The sequence below is a fragment of the Pseudomonas sp. UBA6315 genome, assembly GCF_002438125.1.
GTDB lineage: Bacteria > Pseudomonadota > Gammaproteobacteria > Pseudomonadales > Pseudomonadaceae > Aquipseudomonas > Aquipseudomonas faucium.
The window spans coordinates 19,444-42,573 of the sequence record NZ_DJTF01000134.1 but is presented as its reverse complement, the minus strand read 5'-3'; the positions used below and the strand labels follow the sequence as shown (position 1 = coordinate 42,573).

The window sequence follows — 23,130 nt, the reverse complement described above, 5'->3', positions numbered from 1 at the left end:
CGATGAAAGCCCATGAAATCGCTTACGGCCAGCGCCTGCTGCGTGGCCAGGCGCCGTCCTACGAGCGCCTGCAGGCGCGCCTGGCCGGCGACGGCAGCGAGCCCCACGACCAGCCGCGTGCCCTGCACTGCGGCTGGGGCCGCCTGCTGATCGGGCACACCTACCCGGACCCGGCGAGCCTGGCCGAGGCGCTGCAACAAGAGCAGCCCGGCGAGCGCGACATCGCCCTGTACGTGGCGGCCCCTCAGCAACTGCTGGCCCAGGCCCCGCACCAGCTGTTTCTCGACCCCTCCGATACCCTGCGCCTGTGGTTCACCGACTACCGCCAGGCGCAGCGGGTGTTCCGCGGCTTTCGCATCCGCCGCGCGCAGGCCGAGGCCGACTGGCAGGCCATCAACGGCCTGTACCAGGCCCGGGGCATGCTGCCGGTGCAGCCCGAGCTGCTCACCCCACGCCACCTTGGCGGGCCGGTGTACTGGCTGGCCGAGGATGAAGACAGCGGTGCGGTGATCGGCAGCGTGATGGGCCTGAACCACAGCAAGGCGTTCGACGACCCGGAACACGGCAGCAGCCTGTGGTGCCTGGCCGTGGACCCGCAGTGCACCCGCCCGGGCGTCGGCGAAGTGCTGGTGCGCCATCTGATCGAACACTTCATGAGCCGTGGCCTGGCCTACCTCGACCTGTCGGTGCTGCACGACAACCGCCAGGCCAAGCGCCTGTACAAGAAGCTCGGCTTTCGCGACCTGCCGACCTTCGCCGTCAAGCGCAAGAACGGCATCAACCAGCAACTGTTTCTCGGCCCGGGCCCGGAGGCCACGCTCAACCCCTATGCCCGCATCATCGTCGACGAAGCCTACCGGCGCGGCATCGAGGTGCAGGTCGACGACGCCGCCGGCGGCTTGTTCACCCTGAGCCTGGGCGGGCGCCGGGTGCGTTGCCGCGAATCGCTCAGCGACCTGACCAGCGCGGTCAGCATGACCCTCTGCCAGGACAAGCGCCTGACCCAGCAAGCCCTGCATGCGGCCGGCCTGCTGGTGCCGATGCAGCAACTGGCCGGCAATGCCGACGACAACCTGGCCTTTCTCGACGAGCATGGCGCGGTGGTGGTCAAGCCGGTGGATGGCGAACAGGGCCAGGGCGTGGCGGTGAACCTCACGAGCTATGACCAAGTCAGCCAGGCCATCGACCAGGCCCGGCGCTTCGACAGCCGGGTGCTGCTGGAGAGCTTCCACCCAGGCCATGACCTGCGCATCGTGGTAATCGGCTACGAGGTGGTGGCCGCCGCCATCCGCCACCCGGCCCAGGCGGTGGGCGACGGCAAGCACAGCGTCAAGGCGCTGATCGACGCCCAGAGCCGCCGCCGCCAGGCCGCCACCGGCGGCGAAAGCCGCATCCCGCTGGACGACGAGACCGAGCGCACGCTGCGTGACGCCGGCTTCGACTACGCCAGCGTGCTCCCCGCCGGCCAGCGCCTGGCCGTGCGCCGCACCGCCAACCTGCATACTGGCGGCACCTTGGAAGACGTGACCGAACGCCTGCACCCGGTGCTGGCCGACGCCGCCGTGCGGGCGGCCCGGGCGCTTGAGATTCCGGTGGTGGGGCTGGACCTGATGGTGCGCGATGCCGAAAGCCCGGACTACGTGATCATCGAAGCCAATGAGCGGGCGGGGCTGGCCAACCACGAACCGCAACCGACTGCCGAGCGTTTTGTCGACCTGCTGTTTCCACATAGCCGGCCGTTGGCGTGAATCAATCACGGCCTCTTCGCGGGGCAAGCCCGCTCCCACAGGTACAGTGCGCTAGCTGACAGAGCGGGGTATCTGTGGGAGCGGGCTTGCCCCGCGAAGAGGCCGGCAAGGAGTAACCATGTCTACACAACACCCCGAACCCGACCTCGACTACCTCAAGCGCGTGCTCCTGGAGATGCTCGCGATCCCCAGCCCCACCGGCTTCACCGACACCATCGTGCGCTACGTGGCCGAACGCCTGGACGAGCTGGGCATCCCCTTCGAGCTGACCCGGCGCGGCACCATCCGCGCCACCCTCAAGGGCCGGCAGAGCTCGCCCGACCGCGCCGTCTCGGCCCACCTCGACACCATCGGCGCCAGCGTGCGCCAGGTGCAGGACAACGGCCGGCTGGCCCTGGCGGCAGTGGGCTGCTGGTCGAGCCGCTTCGCCGAAGGCAGCCGGGTCAGCGTGTTCACCGACACCGGCGTGTACCGCGGCAGCGTGCTGCCGCTGATGGCCAGCGGGCACGCCTTCAACACCGCCATCGACCAGATGCCGATCAGCTGGGAGCACGTGGAAGTGCGCCTGGATGCCTACTGCACCACCCGCGCCGACTGCGAGGCGCTGGGCATCGCAGTCGGCGATTTCGTCGCCTTCGACCCGTTGCCGGAGTTCACCGAAAGCGGCCACATCAGCGCCCGCCACCTGGACGACAAGGCCGGCGTGGCGGCCTTGCTGGCAGCGCTCAAGGCGGTGGTGGAAAGTGGCCGCCAGCCGCTGATCGACTGCCACCCGCTGTTCACCATCACCGAGGAAACCGGCTCTGGCGCTGCCGCCGCCCTGCCCTGGGACGTCAGCGAATTCGTCGGCATCGACATCGCCCCGGTGGCGCCCGGCCAGGCCTCCAGCGAACACGCCGTGAGCGTGGCGATGCAGGACTCCTCCGGCCCCTATGACTACCACCTGTCGCGCCACCTGCTGAAGCTGGCAGGCGATCAGGACCTGCCGGTGCGCCGCGACGTGTTCCGCTACTACTTCAGCGACGCCCATTCGGCCGTGACCGCCGGCCACGACATCCGCACCGCGCTGGTGGCGTTCGGCTGCGACGCCACCCACGGCTACGAGCGCACCCACATCGACAGCCTGGCCGCGCTCAGCCGCCTGCTGTCGGGCTACCTGCTGAGCCCGCCGGTGTTCGCCAGCGATTCGAACCCGGCCAATGCCTCGCTCGAGCGCTTCAGCCACCAGCTCGAACACGATGCGCAGATGGAGAGCGACACCCGGGTGCCGGCCGTCGACAGCCTGGTGGGGAACAAGGGATGAGCAAGGGGTACCGGGTTTGGCGTAGCATTGGCCGATTCTTCCACGAAGCCGAACGCTGCCATGCTGATCCCTTATGACCAACTGCAAGCCGAAACCCTGACCCGCCTGATCGAGGATTTCGTCACCCGCGACGGCACCGACAATGGCGACGACACGCCGCTGGAAACCCGTGTGCTGCGGGTGCGCCAGGCGTTGGCCAAGGGCCAGGCGTTCATCCTCTTCGACCTGGAGAGCCAGCAGTGCCAGCTGCTGGCCAAGCATGATGTGCCGCGCGAGTTGCTCGACTGACAGCACCGGCCCTTTCGCGGGGCAAGCCCGCTCCCACGGGTTCACCGCTGCATTTGAGGCCAGTGGGGTGCCTGTGGGAGCGGGCTTGCCCCGCGAAGGGGCCATCACTGACACACCTAAGCCGGCTTGCGACCCTCCCCCGCCTTGATCCGCTTGTACACCTCGGCCCGATGCACCGACACGTCGCGCGGCGCACTGACGCCGAAGCGCACCATGCCATCGCGGGTTTCCACCACCTTGATCTGGATGTCGTCACCGATGGTGATGACCTCTCCCACTTCGCGCCCTATGACCAACATGCTGCACCCTCCGACAACAGGAAAAACCGGAGATTGCATGGGTAAATTCCGCAACTCAACGCCTCCAGAGAAATCCAGAAGCGCCCTACGCCCGCAGGTAAAATTCCCTACAGACGTTTCCTGCAATCAGCGCGTTTGCGCCTTCGCGCGCATCTTCACGGCCATGTCCGCCATCTCGTCGTACAGCTTCTCCGGCGCCTGCCGCTTGAGCTGCCACGCCTGGCGCCCGGCCTCGTGGGGCAGGATCAGGAACTCGCCCGCCGCCACCTGCTGGTGAATGTAGTCGGCGATATCCGCCGCGCTGATGGGCGAGCCTTCGAGCAGTTTGCCAACCTGGGCCTTCATCGCCGGGTTCGGGCCGCGGAACGAGTCGAGCAGGTTGGTCTGGAAGAACGACGGGCACACCACATGCACCGCCACCTCCACCTGGCGCAGCTCCACCAGCAGGCTTTCCGACAGCGCCAGCACGCCGGCCTTGGCCACGTTGTAGTTGCTCATGCCCGGCCCCTGCATCAACGCAGCCATGGACGCCACGTTGACGATGCGCCCTTTGCTGCGCTCGAGCAGCGCCAGGAAGGCCTTGCAGCCCTTGACCACGCCCATCAGGTTGACCGCGATCTGCCAGTCCCAGTCCTCCAGCGACAGCTCGGCGAAGAACCCGCCCGAGGCAACGCCGGCGTTGTTGACGATCACATCGATGCCGCCGAACTTCTCCTCGCAGGCCTGGGCCAGGGCCGTGAGCTGGCTGTAGTCGCGCACATCGCAGCGCTGCACGAAGCCCTCGCCGCCTGCTTGGCGCACAAGCTCCAGGGTGTCGCGCAGGCCAGGCTCGTTGACGTCGGCCAGCGCCAGGCGCCAGCCCTCGCGCGCCCAGCGCAGGGCGATCTCGCGGCCAAGGCCGGACCCGGCGCCGGTGATCATGATGCGGTTGTGCATGGTGGCAAGCCTTGTGCTGATGGGTTGTCAGGCCAGTCTAATCAAGGCGTTGGCGCGTGGCAGGGTCCATCAGGGTAGTGAATGGGCGAGCATGACCTGGCGGTCAGTGCCTTGCCGATGGAATCTTTCGCAAGCGGCACCGGTCCGAATTACAAGAGGCCAGTTGTACGAGGCCCTGCCCCCCCACCACGCAAGGACTTCGCCCATGACCACGATCCTCATCATCATCCTGATCCTGCTGCTGATCGGCGGCTTGCCGGTCTTCCCCCACTCGCGCAGCTGGGGCTACGGCCCATCCGGCATCGTCGGCGTGGTGCTGGTGGTGCTGTTGGTCCTGTTGTTGCTCGGCCGCATATGACCGAGGGCAGGCCTGGGCTGGCTCACCGCTGGCCAGCCCAGGTCAGCCCATCGGTTTGGCCGGCTTCTGCCGCAAGTTGGCCTGATAACGCCGCACGCGAACCTCAAGGCAGATGACCGCATTGATCAACTCGCGCAGCTTGCAGGCCACTTCGGCGTTCACCTGCGACACCTCTTCGCAAACGGCTTCGAGCCCCTCGCAGGCATCCATCACTTCCTGCGCACGAATCATCCTGACCGCCCCCTTGATCCGGTGCGCCATGGCCGCCAGGCCCACCAGGTCACGCCGGGCCAGGTACTGACGCAAGCGGCGCAGGTCATCGCGGTTGACCCGCAACAGTTCCTGCAGCAGCGTGCCCAGCACGCGCCGGTCTCCCCCTGTCAGCCGCCTCAACTCGTCAAGGTCGAAACCCAGGCCCTCGGCCCGTGCCGCCACGTTGCGCTGCGGCGGGCGCCTCAGCTTGGCCAAAGGCGGTGGCTTGAAGCAGCACACGTCCATGCCTGCCCCCAGACAGCATTGTTCACTCAAATCACGCCGTTGCGGCGCGCGAAGTCGGCCAGGTCGATCAGCGAGGCCACCTTGAGCTTCTCGATCAAGCGGGCCTTGTAGGTGCTGATGGTCTTGTTGCTCAGCAGCATGGCCTCGCCGATCGCCTTGTTGCTCATGCCCTTGGCCAATTGCTGCAGGATCACCAGTTCGCGGTCGCTCAAGCGGGCGATGATTTGCGCCTCGTCGTCCTCGAGCTCGCGGCGGTTGACCGTGCTCAGCGCCACCGCCGGGAAGAAGGTGTAGCCCGATAGCACCGCCACCACGGCCTTGCTCAGGGCAACCAGGTCGTCGGTCTTGGAGACGAAGCCCGAGGCGCCGGCCTTCATGCAGCGCAGCGAATAGTTCTCGGCCGGCTGCGAGGTCAGCACCAGCAGCTTGCAAGGCCGCTCCAGCCCCTTGATTCGGCTGATCACCTCCAGGCCGTCCAGGCCTGGGATGAGCAGGTCGAGAATGACGATGTCGGGGCTGCATTCGCGGGCCAGGCGCACGGCATCGACGCCATTGTCAGCCTGGCCGACCACCTCATGCTGGTCCTGGCGCAGTTGCATGCACACGCTGGCGCGTATGAAGGGGTGATCATCGACGACCAGAACCTTGGACATGGGCACCCCTCAGCCGCCGATCGCCAGTTCACGCCGGCGATCGCCCTCGATCAGCTCGAACTGGTAGGCCCAGCCGGCCTGGCGCGGGAACACCCGGTCGCGGCCCGGCAGCAGGTGGTGCTTGGTGGTGGTGTCGCAGCGTTGGCCATCGTTGCTGCAATGGCGAACGTGATCGAGGATCACCGTGCTGTTGCCGCTGTTGCGCACGGAGAACTGCGCCGGCTGCTCGTCGATCGGGGTGTCGAAGCGCATCTGGTTGGGCCGCACGAACAACAGCGTGCCATAGCCGGCCAGCAGGTTGACGCCGGCCTTGAGCCCTTCGCGGTACTCCTCGGCCTGCGCCTCGGAGAGGTTGAAGCCGTCCTGGGTTTCCGGGAGCACGGGCACGAAGCGCAGGCGGAAGTAGCGCTCGGACTGCCGGTCGCCGCGGTACAGCAGGCGTACCGCCTGCATGCCCTTGGCCGGCACGATCAGCCGTGCCGGGCTCGCCACCACGCCACGTTCGGCCAGGGGCAGGCTGTCCTGGTCGATTTCCCGCGGGTTGCCCTCGCGGTCGTAGACCAGCTCGGCAACGCTGACCTTGACGAAGGCAGTGGTATCGCCACCATTGCGCACGCGCTTGAGCAGGGTGCTCTTGCCTGCGCCGAGGTAGTCATACAGCGCACCCACATTGATTTCGGGCGCGGCCAGGGTAATCGAGGGCAACCACAGCAGAACAGCGATCATGCAACGGGCATTCATTTCAAGCCTCCAGCGAGAACGAGTGATGTCATATTGATATTATCGAGGGAATCCGCCCGAGTGTCCCTTGCACACCAGTAGGAAAAGTCGCCCACGCGAGTAGGACGGATCCCAAACTGCCCCTCACATCTCGGCATCGAACACCACCGTTACATCACCGCGGTACGTACTGCCCGGGTGCTCGAGCATCTCTTGCACATGCTCGCGCTCCACCTCGAAGTTCAGCTGCCCGGCACGGTTGAACACGGTCGCCACCGCCTCGAACGACAGCGCCGAGCCACGCCCGGTGGGCAGGTCGAGCTTGCGTACGTCATTGCCGGCATGGCGCACGCCATTGGGCATGCTCACCCCCACCTTGACCGGCACCTCGTGGTTGGCCGCATTGCGGATCCCGCAGCGCTCGCCCACCGGGTACTGGCACAGCTTGTAGGCGGTGAACGGCCCGCTCGACCAGATCTGGAACAACAGGTCGCGCGACAGGCGCTGCGGCGGCTGCCCGCGCGACAGCCAGCCCGACCAGCCGCCGGGCGGCTCGAGCACCGCACGTTCCGAACCAGGGGGGAAGTCGATGACGAAGGCATGCTGCACGTCCAGCTCGAAGTTCAGGGTCATGCTGTTGGTGTTGAGGCTTTCGACGTTGTTGCCGAAGTCGAAGTCCATGCCCGCGCCGACCGTGTAGGTTTCGCTGCCTTGGTACAGCCCAGGCTTCATGGCCAGGGGCGAAGGCATGCTCAAGCGGTAGGCCACCGCCAGATCGCTCACGTAGGTGCGCACGGTTTCGCCGTAAGCAGCATCGGTGGCGTGCGAGGTACAGGGCTGGGGTTGTTGCGGGGTGCGCACATCCCACAGGTACATGGTCCAACCCACATTGGTCCAGTAGGTGACCTTGTAGGTACAGCCACCTTGGGGGTAGCGCGTGAATACCGGGTTCTTCTCGCTCGCCTCGTACACCCTCTGGCTGACGGACAGGATCTCGAAGGTCATCGGATACGAGTCGCCTGTCTGCGGGTTGGTCACCTGGATCGTGCGCCGGCCCGGCAACTTGACGTAGTACTGGTCACGCAGGTCCGGCGCATGGGCAGTTGAGGTTTTCATATAGGAGACCGGCAGGCCGACCGTCTGCACACCCATGCAGTGGGTTGGCCACTGGCCACAAAAGCCTGCCTGGCGCGTGGTGTTCTCGAACCGGCCACTGGCTTCGCCGCGGTACTTGGCGGTGAAGGTGACCTGCGCCGCGTCGGCTGGCAGCAGCGCCGACAGGCCGAGCAAGGCCAGGAGCCAGCGCGCCAGGCGCGGGCGTGGTACAGGTACAGCGGGCATCGGCAAGTTCCTTGTGTGTGCGATGGCGTGCAGGGCCTGGCCCGGCACTGGCTGGGCGCCAATGGTAAGCAGCCTCATCAGCTCTCCCCTCCCTCGCCGTTGGCCGCCGTGCTGGCCCAACCTTTGGGCACGCAGCGCAAGTCGCCGGCCAGCAGTACGTCGTCTTCGCGCTGCAGGCCCGCCGGGTCGAGTTTGAGCAGGCAGGCAGCGGCGCCGGCGCTGCGGATCTCCAGGGTCGGGGTGGACTCGCTCATTTCCACGGTGAAGTGCCCGTCCACTTCGCTGACCCCGCGGCTGGCGTGGTTCATCACCAACGCACCGCGCATGGGTTGCCCCTGTGCATCGAGCAGGCGCCCCAGCACGGTGACCGTGCGCATCACGTGCAGCTGGCGATATTCCACGCCGCCGCGGTTGAGGTGGTAGTCGACGCTCGAAGGCTGGATCACCGCCGCCGTGCTCTCGCCTTCTTCGAAGTCGAACTGCACATGGCCCGACTTGAACGCGGTGACCGGGATGATGTTGCGCCCTGGATGCAGCCGTGCGCTGCTTCCCAGGTGGTCATCGGCACGCAGGCGCAGGTCGGGCAAGTCGGTGTCGACGTCGACGATCAGGCCGGCTTCGTGGGGCAGGTACTGGCCGCTCATGGCCACCTTGCCAGCGCCGACCGCCACCATGCTTTCCAGGTTCAGCCCGCCGCTGACCTCGCCGTTGTAGGACGACTGCTGGACATAGGCATCCCCATGCAGCAACGGGTTCTCGAAGTTGGCATGGCCCGCCAGGCCTGCGCCGTAGCGGTCCAGCGTGGTGGTGGCGGTGAGCGTTCGCAGCGCGCCGAGCTCGACATCCTGCTGGTACGACACCGAGGCATTCTGGTCGCGGCCACCATCGCGCGAGGTGCGGCTGCCGACGCTCGCCGAAATGCGCTTGCCCGGCTCGCCCAGGCTCATGCTCAGGCTCAGGTTGACGCCGCGGCTGCGCTGCTCGTCGGTGGCACGGGTACCCGGCCGGTCGAACAGCGACAAGCGCCAGGTGGCATCGGAGCCGCCGAGCTTGCCGAAGTACGACCAGCCCACGTCATAGCTCATGCCGCTGGACTCGCCACTGCTGCGCGCCACCCGCACGGTCGCGGTGTGGCGCGAGTCCAGGCGCTGGTTCAGCGACAGCGAGGTCTGGCTGTTCTGCTGGCGGACCGGGCCGCCATCGAGGTCGCGCGCCGCCTCGATCCACGAGCGGTTGTGGCTGAGCACCAGCGACCCCAGGTCGTGGCTGAAGATGCCCTGCAGGTCGTATCCGGTGCCGTAGCCTTGGGTCTCGAAGACGTTGGCGTACAGCGTGGTGCGGTCGCGCGGGGTCCAGTCCAGCGAGGTGCCGTATTGCAGGCGATCGTCGATGCGCTGTGCCGAAAGCCCCAGCACGGCGCGCGGGTGCAGCAGGTAGTTGGCCATGAGGCCGGCGCTGAGGCTGTCCTGGTAATCGTCCTGCCAATTGTTCAGCAGGCTGTCCTGGCGCCCGAGGTAGGCGTTGTAGCGCCAGCGTGAATCGGTGGCGCTCCAGTTGGACGGCTTGTAGATGAATTCCTGGGTGCGTGAACTGACCTGGCCATCTTCGACCAGGCGCACCTCGACCTCGTAGATGCCGCCGGGCAGCACCCGCGTGTCCAGGGTCTGCAGGCCGGGTTGTACCGGCTGGCTGTTGATCAGCACGCCATTGCGGTAGATCTCCACCACGCCCGGGCGGTCCGGGGTGACGTAGATGGGGGTGGCGCTGGGGCTGGCGATGTCGATGGCAAGGCTGTCGCTGCTGCCGAACATCACGCCCAAGGTGGTATCCGGGCTGCTGCCGAATGAACGCGGCTGGCGCGCCAGGCCTTGAGCGGCCGGGGTGAAGTAGCCCAGGCGGTAGAAGTGGTCCTCGTGCAGCCGTTCGCTGTACAGCTGGTCGAGGCGGTAGCGGGTGCCCTGCTCGCTGTCGCTGCCACGGTCGAGCTGGCCATCGGCGACGCCGGTCCAGTTGCCGAGGCTGGTCTGGCCTTGCAAGGCATAGCGGCCGCTGGTCTCGCGGCCATCGCCAACCAGGTTGAGCTGGTTGCGCAGCAGCAGGCCATGGCTGCCCTGCTCAGGCAGGCGGTGATAGCGGGCGGCAACATCCTTGGCTTCGGCCTGGTCGGTGAGCACCGACAACTGCGAGTTGACCAGGCTGTAGTGCAAGGCGCGCAAGCCATCGACGCAGTCGCTTTGGCAATCGCCCAACGGCCGGCCGTCAGCCAGCCGCTCCTGCCAGCGACGGCGCAGGCTTTCAGGCTCGGTGCTGTCCAGGGTTTCGGTGAATTCGAGCAGTTGCACGCGCTGGTCGCGCGACAGCACCACCATCGCGTCGCCCAGGTAGCGGCCATCGAGGTCGACCCGGACCGCCAGCGGCACCTCGAAAAAGTGCCCTTCGAATTCGCGCGGCAGGCCCTCGGCCTGGACCAGGCCGGGGACCACCGAGCGGGGTGCATCTGCCCACGCAGGCAAGGCAGCGGACAACGCGCCTACGCCAAACAAACCGCGCAGCGCAGCGATGAATGAGTTCTTGGTCATTTTCTTATTGGCAGGCAGGCCCCACCTTCACCGCCGAGGCAACCCCCGGGGTGAAGGACGGGTAACACAACGAATGAAAGGTTGAGCCGTCGCAGGCCTTACGGCGCGGCGGTTTCGAACATCATGCTGACAAGGCCCTGGTAGCTGCCCGGTACATAGCCGGTGGAAGGTGCCGCTTGAGCGGCGATCTCGAAGCCAACCAGCGCGCCCGGTGCAGCCTGGGCTTGCGAGATCACTTCGGTGGGGGTGGTGGACAGGGTGGTGTCGGCCACTTTCACATCCAGGCCGATGCTGTTGACGCCACTGGTGATGGCTGCAGGCGACAGCAGGTAGGCCGAGATCGGGCCGATGGTGCTCTTGACCTGCAGCTGCTTGCTGACCGGTTGCAGCTCGCTGCGGAACGAGTTCCAGGCGAGTTCCTGCGGGTCGTTCATCCAGTTGCCGCCCACCGGCTCAACGTAGAAGCTGTCGGTCGGTACCTGGGCAGTGACTTGAACCTGCTTTTCGATGGGGTCAGCGGCATGGGCGGCGGCGGCGGTGAACAATGCCAGGGGAAGGGCCATGAAAAGACGTTTCACGAATAGATCTCCTTGAAAGGGGGGTGTTGGCGCAACTGCGTTATTGCAGTTGGCAAGGCGAATTATTCGTGGTTGCCCAGGTGCGTTGAGTAAGACCGTTCCCAGCGAATGTAAGAAATTTCCCAAGCGATGCAAAATGCCACCACCCAGAAACGACAACGCCCCGGCAAGCCGGGGCGTGGTTCAGGTGCAGCCAGGTATCAGTGCGAAACCGCGCCACTGGCCCCAAGGCCGGTTTGCGAACGGACGAACTGCGGGTAGAACAGCGCACGCTCGTCGTCGGCCGCCTTGGACTTGTCGGTGACCGAGAAGAACCAGATGCTGACGAAGGCGATGGCCATCGAGAACAGCGCCGGGTACTCGTAGGGGTAGATGGGCTTCTCGTGGCCGAGGATCTGCACCCAGATGGTCGGGCCGAGGATCATCAGCGTCACTGCACTGATCAAGCCCAGCCAGCCGCCGATCATGGCGCCGCGGGTGGTCAGTTTCTTCCAGTACATCGAAAGCAGCAGCACCGGGAAGTTGCAGCTGGCGGCGATGGAGAACGCCAGGCCCACCATGAAGGCGATGTTCTGCTTCTCGAACAGGATGCCCAGGCCGATCGCCAGCACGCCCAGGGCGACGGTGGTGATCTTCGACACGCGGATCTCGTCCTTGTCGTTGGCCTTGCCCTTGCGCCATACGCTGGCGTACAGGTCATGGGACACCGCCGAGGCACCGGCCAGGGTCAGGCCGGCCACCACCGCCAGGATGGTGGCGAAGGCCACCGCCGAGATGAAGCCGAGGAAGATGCTGCCACCCACGGCATCGGCCAGGTGCACCGCCGCCATGTTGTTGCCGCCCAGCAGGGCGCCGGCGGCGTCCTTGAAGTCCGGGTTGGTGCTGACCAGCAGGATCGCGCCGAAGCCGATGATGAAGGTCAGGATGTAGAAATAGCCGATGAAGCCGGTGGCGTAGAGCACGCTCTTGCGCGCCTCCTTGGCGTCACTGACGGTGAAGAAGCGCATCAGGATGTGCGGCAGGCCAGCGGTACCGAACATCAGCGCCAGGCCCAGGGAGAAGGCCGAGATCGGGTCCTTGACCAGGCCGCCCGGGCTCATGATCGCCTCGCCCTTGGCGTGCACCTTGATCGCCTCGGAGAACAGCGTGTTGAAGTCGAAGCCCACGTGCTTCATCACCATCAGCGCCATGAAGCTGGCACCGGAGAGCAGCAGCACCGCCTTGATGATCTGCACCCAGGTGGTGGCCAGCATGCCGCCGAACAGCACGTACAGGCACATCAGGATGCCCACCAGGATCACCGCCACGTGGTAGTCCAGGCCGAACAGCAGCTCGATCAGCTTGCCGGCGCCGACCATCTGCGCGATCAGGTAGAAGGCCACCACCACCAGCGAGCCAGAGGCCGACAGGGTGCGGATTTCCTTTTGCCCGAGGCGGTACGAGGCCACGTCGGCAAAGGTGTACTTGCCCAGGTTGCGCAGGCGTTCGGCGATCAGGAAGAGGATGATCGGCCAGCCGACCAGAAAGCCGATCGAGTAGATCAGGCCGTCGTAGCCGGAGGTGAACACCAGCGCGGAAATACCCAGGAACGAGGCCGCCGACATGTAGTCGCCGGCAATCGCCAGGCCGTTCTGGAAACCGGTGATCTTGCCGCCGGCGGCGTAGTAGTCGGCGGCCGACTTGTTGCGCTTGGAGGCCCAGTAGGTGATGCCCAGGGTGAAGGCGACGAAGGCCACGAACATGGCGATCGCGGAAATGTTAAGCGGCTGTTTCTGCACCTCGCCGCTGATGGCATCGGCGGCCCACACGGCGGGTGCGAAAGCGCCGCAGGCCAGGACGGCCAGGGCTTTGGCGTGGCGAATCATTGTTGCGCCTCCTTCAGGATGGCCTTGTTCAGCTCATCGAATTCACCGTTGGCGCGGCGCACGTAGATGGCGGTCAGGACGAATGCCGAAACGATCAGGCCGACGCCCAGGGGAATGCCCCAGGTAATCGACGACTCGGGGCTGAGCTTGGCGCCCAGCAGATGAGGACCGTAGGCGATCAGGAGGATGAAGGCGCAGTAGAGGCCGAGCATGATCGCCGAGAGAACCCAGGCGAACCGTTCGCGTTTGCTGACCAGCTCCTTGAAACGGGGGCTGTTTTGTATCGAGAGGTAAATGCTGTCGTTCATTGTTTTTGTCCTAGCAGCACAGGTAGGGGATGGAACCCACACCGTCACTTTATGCTGCCGTTGAACGCCAACCAGACGACCTTAGTCTTAGATGCAACACTGTTTTACAGGATCAGTAACAAAGTAGCGGCCAGTTTGACCTTATCGCCGGCAAGCCGGCGCCCCCAATGTGGGAGCCGGCTTGCCGGCGACAAGGCCACACTGGCCCTCGAAACAGTTACTTGCCCGTCCACTCCTTGACCCGGTCCGGGTGCTTGGCCACCCAGTCCTTGGCCGCCTGCTCAGGCTTGGCGCCATCCTGGATCGCCAGCATCACTTCGCCGATCTCATCCTTGGACTGCCACTGGAACTTCTTCAGGAACGCGGCAACTTCCGGCGCCTTCTTGTCCAACTCTTTGCTGCCGATGTTGTTGACGGTTTCCGCCGCGCCATAAACCCCTTTAGGGTCATCCAGGAACTTCAACTTCCACTTGGCGAACATCCAGTGTGGCACCCAGCCGGTCACGGCAATCGACTGCTGCTTGGGGTAAGCGCGCCCAAGTTCGGCGGTCATGCCGGCGCCGGAGCTGGCCTGCAGCTTGTAGCCGGTGAGGTCGTAGTCCTTGATCGCCTGCTCGGTCTTGATCATCACACCCGAGCCTGCGTCGATGCCGACGATCTTCTGCTTGAAGCTGTCGTCGGTCTTGAGGTCGGCGATGCTGGTGGCCTTGACGTACTCGGGGACGATCAGGCCGATCTTGGCGTCCTTGAAGTTGGGGCCGTAGTCGACCACCTTGTCCTTGTTCTTGGCCCAGTACTCGCCGTGGGTGACCGGCAACCACGCCGACAGCATGGCATCGAGCTTGCCGGTGGCCACGCCCTGCCACATGATCCCTGCGGCCACCGCCTGCAGCTTCACGTCATAGCCGAGCTTCTGCTTGATCACTTCGGCAGCCACGTTGGTGGTCGCCACGCTGTCGGCCCAACCATCCACGTAACCGATGCTTACCTCTTTGGCCATTGCCTGCGCAGTGCTCATGGCCAATACCAGGGCAGTACCCACCCCCAGGAAACGTCGCACTTTCTTCGTAGTCATCAAACCATCCCCTCGTCAGGTCTTGGAGATTGCATCATGTGCCTGCAACTTCGCTCGACCTGCTCCAGCTGCGACCTGTACCCAACCCATTGCGACAGCACTGTGCCATTAGCGGCACCCCGCCATTGGGTTCTGCGCGATCCTTGCATGCCAAAGGTTTGGCGCCGGGCTACTATCTACCGTTTTGCGCCTGACGATGGACCGCCCGATGCCAAACCCTGCCCGCCTGCTGTTGCCGCTCTACCTGCTCGCCTGCCTGCTCGCCCTGCTCGGGCTCGGGGCGCTCTGGTACGGGCTGGGCAAGCCCGTGCAGCTGCCCGACGCCGCCAGCCCCACGCACAAGCTGCAGTGCGCCTCGTACACCCCGTTCGACAAGGACCAGTCGCCCTACGACCAGCCCTTCCGCCTGCGCCCGGCACGCATGGACGCCGACCTTGCGCTTTTGGCCGAGCGATTCCAGTGCATCCGCACCTATTCGATGACCGGCCTTGAGGCAATCCCGGCGCTGGCGCGCAAGCACGGCCTGAAGGTGATGCTCGGCGCCTGGGTGAATGCCAACCCGGTCGATACCGACAAGGAAGTGCAGCTGCTGATCGACGCGGCCAACGCCAACCCCGACGTGGTCAGCGCGGTGATCGTCGGCAACGAGGCGCTGCTGCGCAAGGAAGTCACCGGCGAGCGCCTGGCCGCGCTGATCGGCCAGGTCAAGCGCCAGGTCAAGGTGCCGGTGACCTATGCCGATGTCTGGGAGTTCTGGCTGCAGCACCCGCAGGTGGCGCCGGCGGTGGACTTCCTGACCATCCACCTGCTGCCCTACTGGGAAGACGACCCGCGCGGCATCGATGACGCCCTGGCGCATGTGGCCGAGGTGCACCAGGTGTTCGCCAACCGCTTCGCGCCCAAGGACATCTTCATCGGTGAAACCGGCTGGCCCAGCGAAGGCCGCCAGCGCGAAACCGCCATCCCCAGCCGGGCCAACGAAGCGCGTTTCGTGCGCGGCTTCGTCGCCATGGCCGAGGCCAACGGCTGGCACTACAACCTGATCGAAGCCTTCGACCAGCCCTGGAAGCGCGCCAATGAAGGGGCTGTGGGCGGCTACTGGGGGCTGTTCGATGCCGACCGGCAAGACAAGGGCGTGCTCGAAGGGCCGGTGAGCAACCTGCACTACTGGCCGCAGTGGTTGCTGGCCAGCGCGGCGCTGATGGCGGCCATGCTGGTGTTCGCCGGGCGCCCCGCCTCGGCTGCAAGTGCCCTGCTGCTACCGCTGCTGGCGGCGTTTGGCGCAGCTTGCCTGGGCTTGTGGGGCGAGTTGATGCGCACCCATGCCCGCTTTGCCGGGGAATGGCTGTGGGCGGTGTCGCTGGCCGGGCTCAACCTGCTGGTGCTGGCCCACGCGGTGCTGGCCCTGGCGCGCCGGGCCGGCTGGCGCGAGCGGCTGTTCGCCGGTTTGCAGGCGCGTGCCGGGTGGCTGTTGCTGGCGGCAGGTTTTGCCGCGGCGGTGAGCATGCTGGCGATGGTGTTCGACCCGCGCTATCGCAGCTTCCCCACCGCGGCGCTGGCCTTGCCGGCCGTGGTGTACCTGCTGCGGCCGGTGCCGGCGGCGCGGGCGGAGGTGGCATTGCTGGCGTTTATCGTGGGGGCTGGGGTGATGCCACAGCTCTATCGGGAGGGGTTGGAGAATCAGCAGGCCTGGGGCTGGGCGCTGGTCAGTGTGCTGATGACTGCGGCCTTGTGGCGCAGCCTGCGATTGCGCAAGGCGCGATGACAGCGGCGGCTTCTTCGCGGGGCAAGCCCGCTCCCACAGAACCCTCATCACCTGTACCTGCGGGAGCAGTCCACTTTGTGGGAGCGGGCTTGCCCCGCGAATGGGCTGCAGAGCAGCCCCTCTCAGCCACGCCGCGGTTGCCGAACCAGGCGCAACCCCGCCAGCACCACCGCAAATACCGCAATGCTCGCGGTATACAAGACCAATGCCGGCACCCCGAACACCAGCCCCAGCACCGCCAACCACCAGCCGGCCCGGCCCGCCACCAGCTGCGCCAGCAAGGCCAAACCCAACCCGGCCCAGGCCAGCACCTGGAAATGAATCCCCAGCCCCAGCAGCGCGCGCACCTGGCACTGCCAGTACTCCCCAGGCGCGCTACACAGCCCGACCCACTGGCCATCCTCCATCAAGCCATAGCGCACGCCATAACTGGCAGCGAGCCAAAGCGCCAGAAACAGCAGCAGCAAAGCGGCCGGCAGCGAACGAGACATCCAGTTCTCCCAATGCGGTGAGCAAAAACAAACATGATCGCCCAAGCCCTGCACTAAGGCAAAATCATGGCCTTGCAGCTATGTTGCAGATAACCCGCACACCAAAGGCCAGCGCACTTGGCAACTTTGATGGCACACCGGTGGTCCTAGCCTGCGTATTGCACGACCTTGTTCCTTCTGGGGGATTACATGCTTCGATCTTGGCGCCTTGCCGCCCTTCTTGGCGGCCTGCTCATGGCTGCAGCCGCATCGGCGCGTGATATCGACGCCGCAAGCTACGGTTTCCCCTTGACCAACCCGTTCGAGGCGACCATCGCCACCACGCCGCCCGACCAGCGGCCGACGCTGCCCAGCGACGATGAAATCGACCAGTCCGACTACAGCCTCAACCTGCGCCCGGAGCGCGAATTCACCCTGCCCGACAACTTCTGGTCGGTGAAGAAGCTCAAGTACCGCCTGGCCCGCCAGGACCACGAGGCGCCGCTGATCTTCCTCATCGCCGGCACCGGCGCACCCTACTCCAGCAGCATCAACGAATACCTCAAGAAGCTGTTCTACCAGGCCGGTTTCCACGTGGTGCAGCTGTCGTCGCCGACCAGCTGGGACTTCATGAGCGCCGCCTCGCGCTTCGCCACCCCCGGCATCAGCCAGGACGACGCCGAAGACATGTACCGGGTGATGCAGGCCGTGCGCGCCCAGCACCCGCGCCTGCCGATCAGCGAGTTCTACCTCACCGGCTACAGCCTCGGGGCGCTGGACGCGGCGTTCGTCAGCCGCCTGGACGAAACCCGGCGCAGCTTCAACTTCAAGCGCGTGCTGCTGCTCAACCCGCCGGTCAACCTGTACACCTCGATCAACAACCTCGACAAGCTGGTGCAGACCCAGGTCAAGGGTATCGACCGCAGCACCACCTTCTACGAGCTGATGCTCAACAAGCTCACCCGCTACTTCCAGGACAAGGGCTACATCGACCTCAACGACGCCCTGCTGTACGACTTCCAGCAGTCGCGCCAGCACTTGTCCAACGAGCAGATGGCGATGCTCATCGGCACCTCGTTCCGCTTCTCGGCGGCCGATATCGCCTTCACCTCCGACCTGATCAACCGCCGTGGCCTGATCATTCCGCCGAAGTTTCCGATCACCGAAGGCAGCAGCCTGACGCCGTTCTTCAAACGTGCCCTGCAGTGCGACTTCGACTGCTACCTGACCGAGCAGGTGATCCCGATGTGGCGCGCGCGCACCGACGGCAACAGCATCCTGCAGCTGGTCAACCAGGTGAGCCTGTACGCGCTGGAGGACTACCTGCGCGACAGCCCGAAGATCGCCGTGATGCACAACGCCGACGACGTCATCCTCGGCCCTGGCGATATCGGTTTCCTGCGCAAGGTGTTCGGCGATCGCCTGACCCTCTACCCCCATGGCGGCCATTGCGGCAACCTCAACTATCGCGTCAACAGCGACGCCATGCTGGAGTTCTTCCGTGGTTAACAAATGCCTCCTCGCCGCTGCCCTGCTGGTTGCCGGCAACGCCCTGGCCGCCGAAACCGCACCCCGTGCCAGCGTGATCGAAGCCGACCCGCAAGTGACCGCGCAGCCCTTGGCACCGGAGCCCGACGGCTTCATCGACCCGCTGCGCGAACTGAAATTCAACCCAGGGCTGGACCAGCGCGAGTTCGAGCGCTCGACCCTGGAAGCGCTGAACGTGTACGACCCGCTGGAGTCGATGAACCGGCGCATCTACCACTTCAACTACCGCCTCGACCAATGGGTGCTGCTGCCGCTGGTGAGCGGCTACCAGTACGTGACGCCAAGCTTCGTGCGCACCGGGGTGAGCAACTTCTTCAACAACCTGGGCGATGTGCCCAACTTGTTCAACAGCGTGCTGCAGCTCAAGGCCAAGCGCTCGGCGGAAATCACCGCACGCCTGATGTTCAACACCATCATCGGCGTGGGCGGCTTGTGGGACCCGGCAACCAAGATGGGCCTGCCGCGCCAGAGCGAAGACTTCGGCCAGACCCTGGGCTTCTATGGCGTACCGGAAGGGCCGTACATCATGCTGCCGGTGCTGGGGCCTTCGAACCTGCGCGACACCACCGGGGTGGTGGTGGACTATGCCGGGGAACAGGCGATCAACTACCTGGGCGTGGCCGAAGCCAGTACCGACCACCCGGAGATCTTCCTGCTGCGGGCGGTGGACAAGCGCTATACCACCAAATTCCGCTATGGCCAGCTCAACTCGCCGTTCGAGTACGAGAAGGTGCGGTATGTGTATACCCAGGCGCGCAAGTTGCAGATAGCCGAGTGATGGCCAGCGGCCCTATCGCCGGCAAGCCGGCTCCCACAAGTACCCTGCAGCTTTCAAGCGCTGTGCAGTACCTGTGGGAGCCGGCTTGCCGGCGATAGGGCCAGCCGCAACACCCTCAAATCCCCAGAAACTGCTCCAGCTCCCGGCGCTTGGCCAACGCATCGCGCCGCCCCAGCTCGATCAGCTCGCTGCAGTAGCTGGCCTCGAACAGCAGGTAGCTCAACACCCCCGCCCCACTGGTGCGCGTCGCCCCCGGCCCACGCAGGAACAGGCGCAACGCCGCCGGCAACTCACGCCGGTGGCGCGCCGCGATCTCGTCCAGCGGCTGGCTGGGCGCCACCACCAGCACCTCGATCGGCGCCAGGCCCAAGCGCCGGGCATCCAGGTGCGCGGGCAACAGGTGGCTGAGGTGGTTGAGCCGCTGCAGCAGCTCGATGTCGTCTTCCAGGCTGTCGATGAAGGTGCTGTTGAGCATATGCCCACCAATCTGCGCCAGGCTCGGTTGCTGGCCGCTGAACACGCGCTGGGATGGCGAGGGCGGCGCCGGCCGCTGCGGGTTGCCGCTGACCCCGACCACCAGCACCCGGCTGGCCCCCAGGTGCAGCGCCGGGCTGATCGGCGCCGACTGGCGCACCGCGCCGTCCCCGTAGTACTCATCGCCCAGGCGCACCGGCGCGAACAGCAGCGGAATCGCCGCGCTGGCCAGCAGGTGGTCGATGCTCAGCGGCGTGGGCACGCCGATACGCCGATGGCGCAGCCAGGGGTCGATGGTGCCGCGGCCCTGGTAGAAGGTCACCGCCTGCCCGGATTCGTAGCCGAACGCGGTCACCGCCACCGCGCGCAGGTGCTCGGCGGCCAGGGCATGGCTGATGCCATCCAGGTCCAGGCGTGATTCCAGCAGCTGGCGCAGCGGGCTGCTGTCGAGCAAGGCGACCGGTGCGTGGCCACCCAGGCCCAGCAGGCTATGGCCGACGAAGCGGCTGGCCTGGCGGATCACCCCCGGCCAGTCGCTGCGCAGCACCAGGTGGCTGCGAAAGGCCTGCCAGAACTGGGTGAGCGCCTGCACCGACTCGCTGAAACGCGTGGCCCCGCTGGCCAGGGCCACGGCGTTGATGGCGCCGGCCGAGGTGCCGACGATGACCGGGAACGGGTTGGCCGCGCCGGGGGGCAGCAGGTCGGCGATGCCGGCCAGTACGCCGACCTGATAGGCGGCTCGGGCGCCGCCGCCGGAGAGGATCAGGCCGGTGGTTGGGGTCATCGATTCCTTCCTGGATTCAAGTTGTCAGCACCGGCCCTATCGCCGGCAAGCCGGCTCCCACAGTTACCCGACACTTTTCAAAACCTGTGGGAGCCGGCTTGCCGGCGATAGGGCCGGGCCTGCAAACGCGCCCTCAGCGCTTTTTCTTGTCATACAGCCGCGGCGCACCCTCGGGCCGCGACTTGAAGCGCCGGTGCGCCCACAGATACTGCTCGGGGCACGCGCGCAGCACACCTTCGATCCACTGGTTGATGCGCAGGCAATCGGCCTCTTCGCTTTCACCGGGGAAGTCCTCGAGCGGCGGGTGGATCACCAGACGATAGCCGCTGCCATCCTCCAGGCGCTTCTGGGTGAAGGGAATGACCTGCGCCTTGCCCAGGCGGGCGAACTTGGTGGTGGCGGTGACCGTGGCTGCCGGGATGCCGAACAGCGGCACGAACAGGCTCTGCTTGGCGCCGTAGTCCTGGTCCGGTGCGTACCAGATGGCGCGGCCGGCGCGCAGCAGCTTGAGCATGCCGCGCACGTCCTCGCGCTCCACCGCCAGCGAATCGAGGTTGTGCCGCTCGCGGCCGCTGCGCTGGATGAAGTCGAACAGCGGGTTGCCGTGCTCGCGGTACATGCCGTCGATGGTGTGGGCCTGGCCCAGCAGCGCGGCGCCAATCTCCAGGGTGGTGAAGTGCACCGCCATGAGGATCGCGCCCTGCCCGGCCTGTTGCGCCGCCTGCAGGTGCTCGATGCCCTCGATGTGCGCCAGGCGTGCCAGCCTGGCCTTGGGCCACCACCAGCTCATGGCCATTTCGAAGAAGGCGATGCCGGTGGAGGCGAAGTTCGCCTTCAACAACCGGCGCCGTTCGTCGACGGACAGTTCCGGGAAGCACAGCTCCAGGTTGCGCGCAGCGATGCGCCGACGCTCGCCGGCCACGCGGTACATCAGCGCGCCCAGGGCACTGCCGAGCCACAGCAGGGCCCGGTACGGCAGCTGCACCACCAGCCACAGCAGGCCCAGGCCAAGCCACAGGCCCCAGAACCGTGGGTGCAGGAAATAGGGACGAAAACGCGGGCGTTCCATTGAAGCTTCCGGTAGGACAAAGGCCGAGCATTCTACATCGGATCTGCGCCGGTTGCGGCCAACCGGTCTTATCGTTATAAGTCAGGGCACTTTTTTCGCAACTTGCCGTCTATGCAGACCATGAGCCCAAACCACACACCCGACACCGCCTCCGTGTTCCAGCTCAAGGGCAGCATGCTCGCCATCACTGTGCTGGAACTGGGGCGCAACGACCTGCAAGCCCTCGACCGCCAACTGGCGGCGAAAGTGGCCCAGGCGCCGAACTTCTTCAGCAACACGCCGCTGGTGCTGGCCCTGGACAAGTTGCCGGCCGACGAAAGCGCCATCGACCTGCCGGGGCTGATGCGCATCTGCCGCCACCACGGCCTGCGCACCTTGGCCATCCGCGCCAACCGCATCGAGGACATCGCCGCGGCGATCGCCATCGACCTGCCCGTGCTGCCGCCCTCCGGCGCCCGCGAGCGGCCGCTGGAGCCGGAGCCTGAAGTGAAGAAACCCGAACCTGCACCGGCCCCGGCGCCGGTGGTGGAACCGGAAATCCGCCCGACCCGGATCATCACCGCGCCGGTGCGCGGTGGCCAGCAGATCTACGCCCAGGGTGGCGACCTGGTGGTCACAGCCTCGGTCAGCCCGGGTGCGGAACTTCTCGCCGATGGCAACATCCATGTGTACGGCCCCATGCGCGGCCGCGCCCTGGCCGGCATCAAGGGCAATACCAAGGCCCGTATCTTCTGCCAGCAGATGACTGCCGAAATGGTCTCCATCGCTGGGCAGTACAAGGTCTGCGAGGACCTGCGCCGCGACCCGCTGTGGGGTGCCGGCGTGCAAGTCAGCCTGTCCGGTGATGTGTTGAACATCACCCGTCTTTAACGGATACTTGCCGTCATTTTTAGAGCAACTTTTTTATCTGTTGCCGTTTTTTGCATTTTGCTGGGACACGTGTCCCGACTTATTTAGGGGTGAAACACCTTGGCCAAGATTCTCGTCGTTACTTCCGGCAAGGGGGGTGTGGGCAAGACCACCACCAGCGCCGCCATCGGCACCGGCCTCGCACTGCGCGGCCACAAGACCGTCATCGTCGACTTCGACGTCGGCCTGCGTAACCTCGACCTGATCATGGGCTGCGAGCGCCGCGTGGTGTACGACTTCGTCAACGTGGTCAACGGCGAAGCCAACCTGCAACAGGCCCTGATCAAGGACAAGCGCCTCGAGAACCTGTTCGTGCTGGCCGCCAGCCAGACCCGCGACAAGGACGCGCTGACCAAGGAAGGCGTCGAGAAAGTGCTGATGGAGCTCAAGGAGCAGTTCGACTTCGTCGTCTGCGACTCCCCGGCCGGTATCGAAAAAGGTGCTCACCTGGCGATGTACTTCGCCGATGAAGCCATCGTCGTGACCAACCCGGAAGTGTCCTCGGTACGTGACTCCGACCGCATGATCGGCCTGCTGTCGAGCAAGTCGCGTCGCGCAGAGCAAGGCGATGATCCGATCAAGGAGCATCTGCTGATCACCCGTTACCACCCGGAGCGGGTCGAGAAAGGCGAAATGCTGGGCGTCGAAGACGTCAAGGAAATCCTCTCGGTCGAGCTGCTGGGTGTCATCCCCGAATCTCAAGCGGTTCTCAAGGCATCCAACCAAGGTATTCCGGTCATCCTCGACGACCAGAGCGATGCTGGCCAGGCGTACAGCGACACTG

Annotated in this window: 23 protein-coding genes; 9 read left to right on the top strand and 14 right to left on the bottom strand. The window is 65.7% G+C overall.

What is annotated here, in order from left to right:
* Positions 1-2 precede the first annotated feature (2 nt).
* From ngg to B3E94_RS15920, 3 genes are all read left to right on the top strand, one after another.
* The gene (gene ngg / locus B3E94_RS15930) at positions 3-1,748 is read left to right on the top strand and encodes an N-acetylglutaminylglutamine synthetase (protein ID WP_286914254.1); all 1,746 of its coding nucleotides are present in this window, start codon (positions 3-5) and stop codon (positions 1,746-1,748) included.
* Positions 1,749-1,866: 118 nt separating this feature from the next.
* Positions 1,867-3,051, top strand: a complete 1,185-nt coding sequence (locus B3E94_RS15925) for an osmoprotectant NAGGN system M42 family peptidase (RefSeq protein ID WP_236237448.1) — start codon at positions 1,867-1,869, stop codon at positions 3,049-3,051.
* A gap of 60 nt (positions 3,052-3,111) precedes the next feature.
* Positions 3,112-3,339, top strand: a complete 228-nt coding sequence (locus tag B3E94_RS15920; protein WP_003252629.1) for a YheU family protein — start codon at positions 3,112-3,114, stop codon at positions 3,337-3,339.
* A 116-nt stretch (positions 3,340-3,455) separates the two neighbouring features.
* Here the strand turns inward: B3E94_RS15920 and csrA are convergent, their stop codons facing one another.
* Both csrA and B3E94_RS15910 read right to left on the bottom strand, forming a co-directional pair.
* The gene (gene csrA / locus B3E94_RS15915; RefSeq protein ID WP_286914253.1) at positions 3,456-3,638 is read right to left on the bottom strand and encodes a carbon storage regulator CsrA; all 183 of its coding nucleotides are present in this window, start codon (positions 3,636-3,638) and stop codon (positions 3,456-3,458) included.
* Between the two features lie 126 nt (positions 3,639-3,764).
* Positions 3,765-4,574: an SDR family oxidoreductase gene (locus tag B3E94_RS15910; protein WP_286914252.1), complete on the bottom strand. Its 810-nt coding sequence runs from the start codon at positions 4,572-4,574 to the stop codon at positions 3,765-3,767.
* Between the two features lie 205 nt (positions 4,575-4,779).
* On the opposite strand from B3E94_RS15910, the gene B3E94_RS15905 reads away from it, so the two are divergent.
* On the top strand, positions 4,780-4,932 hold the full coding sequence (locus B3E94_RS15905) for a DUF3309 family protein (RefSeq protein WP_009682861.1): 153 nt from the start codon (positions 4,780-4,782) through the stop codon (positions 4,930-4,932).
* Between the two features lie 42 nt (positions 4,933-4,974).
* Here the strand turns inward: B3E94_RS15905 and B3E94_RS15900 are convergent, their stop codons facing one another.
* The 9 genes from B3E94_RS15900 to B3E94_RS15860 all read right to left on the bottom strand — a co-directional run bounded on the left by B3E94_RS15900 (position 4,975) and on the right by B3E94_RS15860 (position 14,552).
* Positions 4,975-5,430: an Hpt domain-containing protein gene (locus B3E94_RS15900; RefSeq protein ID WP_286914250.1), complete on the bottom strand. Its 456-nt coding sequence runs from the start codon at positions 5,428-5,430 to the stop codon at positions 4,975-4,977.
* A 26-nt stretch (positions 5,431-5,456) separates the two neighbouring features.
* Positions 5,457-6,083, bottom strand: a complete 627-nt coding sequence (locus B3E94_RS15895) for a response regulator transcription factor (RefSeq protein ID WP_286914249.1) — start codon at positions 6,081-6,083, stop codon at positions 5,457-5,459.
* 9 nt (positions 6,084-6,092) lie between these two features.
* Positions 6,093-6,824, bottom strand: coding sequence for a molecular chaperone (locus tag B3E94_RS15890; RefSeq protein ID WP_286914248.1), 732 nt, complete (start codon positions 6,822-6,824; stop codon positions 6,093-6,095).
* Positions 6,825-6,947: 123 nt separating this feature from the next.
* Positions 6,948-8,144 (bottom strand): hypothetical protein, encoded by a 1,197-nt coding sequence (locus B3E94_RS15885; protein WP_286914247.1) that lies wholly within the window; start codon positions 8,142-8,144, stop codon positions 6,948-6,950.
* A 77-nt stretch (positions 8,145-8,221) separates the two neighbouring features.
* A complete protein-coding gene (locus B3E94_RS15880) occupies positions 8,222-10,723 on the bottom strand; it encodes a TcfC E-set like domain-containing protein (RefSeq protein ID WP_286914245.1) in 2,502 nt (833 codons plus the stop codon).
* A gap of 98 nt (positions 10,724-10,821) precedes the next feature.
* Positions 10,822-11,301 carry a CS1 type fimbrial major subunit gene (locus tag B3E94_RS15875; protein ID WP_176517223.1) on the bottom strand — a complete coding sequence of 160 codons (480 nt, stop codon included), beginning with the start codon at positions 11,299-11,301 and terminating at the stop codon, positions 10,822-10,824.
* 200 nt (positions 11,302-11,501) lie between these two features.
* A complete protein-coding gene (locus tag B3E94_RS15870) occupies positions 11,502-13,166 on the bottom strand; it encodes a cation acetate symporter (protein ID WP_176517222.1) in 1,665 nt (554 codons plus the stop codon).
* Positions 13,163-13,474, bottom strand: a complete 312-nt coding sequence (locus tag B3E94_RS15865; RefSeq protein WP_176517221.1) for a DUF485 domain-containing protein — start codon at positions 13,472-13,474, stop codon at positions 13,163-13,165. Before B3E94_RS15865 ends, B3E94_RS15870 begins: the two co-directional genes overlap by 4 nt.
* 217 nt (positions 13,475-13,691) lie before the next feature.
* Positions 13,692-14,552, bottom strand: a complete 861-nt coding sequence (locus tag B3E94_RS15860) for a glycine betaine ABC transporter substrate-binding protein (protein ID WP_286914244.1) — start codon at positions 14,550-14,552, stop codon at positions 13,692-13,694.
* Positions 14,553-14,745: 193 nt separating this feature from the next.
* On the opposite strand from B3E94_RS15860, the gene B3E94_RS15855 reads away from it, so the two are divergent.
* Positions 14,746-16,314: a glycosyl hydrolase family 17 protein gene (locus B3E94_RS15855; protein ID WP_286914243.1), complete on the top strand. Its 1,569-nt coding sequence runs from the start codon at positions 14,746-14,748 to the stop codon at positions 16,312-16,314.
* Between the two features lie 122 nt (positions 16,315-16,436).
* Here the strand turns inward: B3E94_RS15855 and B3E94_RS15850 are convergent, their stop codons facing one another.
* Complete coding sequence (locus B3E94_RS15850) at positions 16,437-16,805, bottom strand: hypothetical protein (protein WP_286914242.1); 369 nt, start codon at positions 16,803-16,805, stop codon at positions 16,437-16,439.
* Positions 16,806-16,994: 189 nt separating this feature from the next.
* Here B3E94_RS15850 and B3E94_RS15845 point away from each other — a divergent pair, with 189 nt between their 5' ends.
* Together B3E94_RS15845 and B3E94_RS15840 are read left to right on the top strand one after the other, a co-directional pair.
* The gene (locus B3E94_RS15845; RefSeq protein ID WP_176517217.1) at positions 16,995-18,293 is read left to right on the top strand and encodes a serine/threonine protein kinase; all 1,299 of its coding nucleotides are present in this window, start codon (positions 16,995-16,997) and stop codon (positions 18,291-18,293) included.
* On the top strand, positions 18,286-19,110 hold the full coding sequence (locus tag B3E94_RS15840) for an MlaA family lipoprotein (RefSeq protein ID WP_176517216.1): 825 nt from the start codon (positions 18,286-18,288) through the stop codon (positions 19,108-19,110). Before B3E94_RS15845 ends, B3E94_RS15840 begins: the two co-directional genes overlap by 8 nt.
* Positions 19,111-19,225: 115 nt before the next feature.
* Here the strand turns inward: B3E94_RS15840 and B3E94_RS15835 are convergent, their stop codons facing one another.
* Together B3E94_RS15835 and B3E94_RS15830 are read right to left on the bottom strand one after the other, a co-directional pair.
* Complete coding sequence (locus B3E94_RS15835; RefSeq protein ID WP_286914241.1) at positions 19,226-20,368, bottom strand: patatin-like phospholipase family protein; 1,143 nt, start codon at positions 20,366-20,368, stop codon at positions 19,226-19,228.
* A 133-nt stretch (positions 20,369-20,501) separates the two neighbouring features.
* Positions 20,502-21,437 (bottom strand): lipid A biosynthesis lauroyl acyltransferase, encoded by a 936-nt coding sequence (locus B3E94_RS15830; protein ID WP_176517214.1) that lies wholly within the window; start codon positions 21,435-21,437, stop codon positions 20,502-20,504.
* A gap of 111 nt (positions 21,438-21,548) precedes the next feature.
* Between B3E94_RS15830 and minC the strand changes: the two genes are divergently transcribed.
* Positions 21,549-22,307 carry a septum site-determining protein MinC gene (gene minC / locus B3E94_RS15825; protein ID WP_286914240.1) on the top strand — a complete coding sequence of 253 codons (759 nt, stop codon included), beginning with the start codon at positions 21,549-21,551 and terminating at the stop codon, positions 22,305-22,307.
* 99 nt (positions 22,308-22,406) lie between these two features.
* Positions 22,407-23,130: septum site-determining protein MinD (gene minD / locus B3E94_RS15820; RefSeq protein ID WP_286914239.1), on the top strand; the 724-nt coding region annotated here is incomplete at its 3' end.

Excerpts from the sequence above, each read along its gene's own strand:
- ngg (WP_286914254.1), top strand. The coding sequence starts at position 3 with ATGAAAGCCCATGAAATCGCTTACGGCCAGCGCCTGCTGCGTGGCCAG.
- B3E94_RS15925 (WP_236237448.1), top strand. The coding sequence starts at position 1,867 with ATGTCTACACAACACCCCGAACCCGACCTCGACTACCTCAAGCGCGTG.
- B3E94_RS15920 (WP_003252629.1), top strand. The coding sequence starts at position 3,112 with ATGCTGATCCCTTATGACCAACTGCAAGCCGAAACCCTGACCCGCCTG.
- csrA (WP_286914253.1), bottom strand. The coding sequence starts at position 3,638 with ATGTTGGTCATAGGGCGCGAAGTGGGAGAGGTCATCACCATCGGTGAC.
- B3E94_RS15910 (WP_286914252.1), bottom strand. The coding sequence starts at position 4,574 with ATGCACAACCGCATCATGATCACCGGCGCCGGGTCCGGCCTTGGCCGC.
- B3E94_RS15905 (WP_009682861.1), top strand. The coding sequence starts at position 4,780 with ATGACCACGATCCTCATCATCATCCTGATCCTGCTGCTGATCGGCGGC.
- B3E94_RS15900 (WP_286914250.1), bottom strand. The coding sequence starts at position 5,430 with ATGGACGTGTGCTGCTTCAAGCCACCGCCTTTGGCCAAGCTGAGGCGC.
- B3E94_RS15895 (WP_286914249.1), bottom strand. The coding sequence starts at position 6,083 with ATGTCCAAGGTTCTGGTCGTCGATGATCACCCCTTCATACGCGCCAGC.
- B3E94_RS15890 (WP_286914248.1), bottom strand. The coding sequence starts at position 6,824 with ATGAATGCCCGTTGCATGATCGCTGTTCTGCTGTGGTTGCCCTCGATT.
- B3E94_RS15885 (WP_286914247.1), bottom strand. The coding sequence starts at position 8,144 with ATGCCCGCTGTACCTGTACCACGCCCGCGCCTGGCGCGCTGGCTCCTG.
- B3E94_RS15880 (WP_286914245.1), bottom strand. The coding sequence starts at position 10,723 with ATGACCAAGAACTCATTCATCGCTGCGCTGCGCGGTTTGTTTGGCGTA.
- B3E94_RS15870 (WP_176517222.1), bottom strand. The coding sequence starts at position 13,166 with ATGATTCGCCACGCCAAAGCCCTGGCCGTCCTGGCCTGCGGCGCTTTC.
- B3E94_RS15865 (WP_176517221.1), bottom strand. The coding sequence starts at position 13,474 with ATGAACGACAGCATTTACCTCTCGATACAAAACAGCCCCCGTTTCAAG.
- B3E94_RS15855 (WP_286914243.1), top strand. The coding sequence starts at position 14,746 with ATGGACCGCCCGATGCCAAACCCTGCCCGCCTGCTGTTGCCGCTCTAC.
- B3E94_RS15850 (WP_286914242.1), bottom strand. The coding sequence starts at position 16,805 with ATGTCTCGTTCGCTGCCGGCCGCTTTGCTGCTGCTGTTTCTGGCGCTT.
- B3E94_RS15845 (WP_176517217.1), top strand. The coding sequence starts at position 16,995 with ATGCTTCGATCTTGGCGCCTTGCCGCCCTTCTTGGCGGCCTGCTCATG.
- B3E94_RS15835 (WP_286914241.1), bottom strand. The coding sequence starts at position 20,368 with ATGACCCCAACCACCGGCCTGATCCTCTCCGGCGGCGGCGCCCGAGCC.
- B3E94_RS15830 (WP_176517214.1), bottom strand. The coding sequence starts at position 21,437 with ATGGAACGCCCGCGTTTTCGTCCCTATTTCCTGCACCCACGGTTCTGG.
- minC (WP_286914240.1), top strand. The coding sequence starts at position 21,549 with ATGCAGACCATGAGCCCAAACCACACACCCGACACCGCCTCCGTGTTC.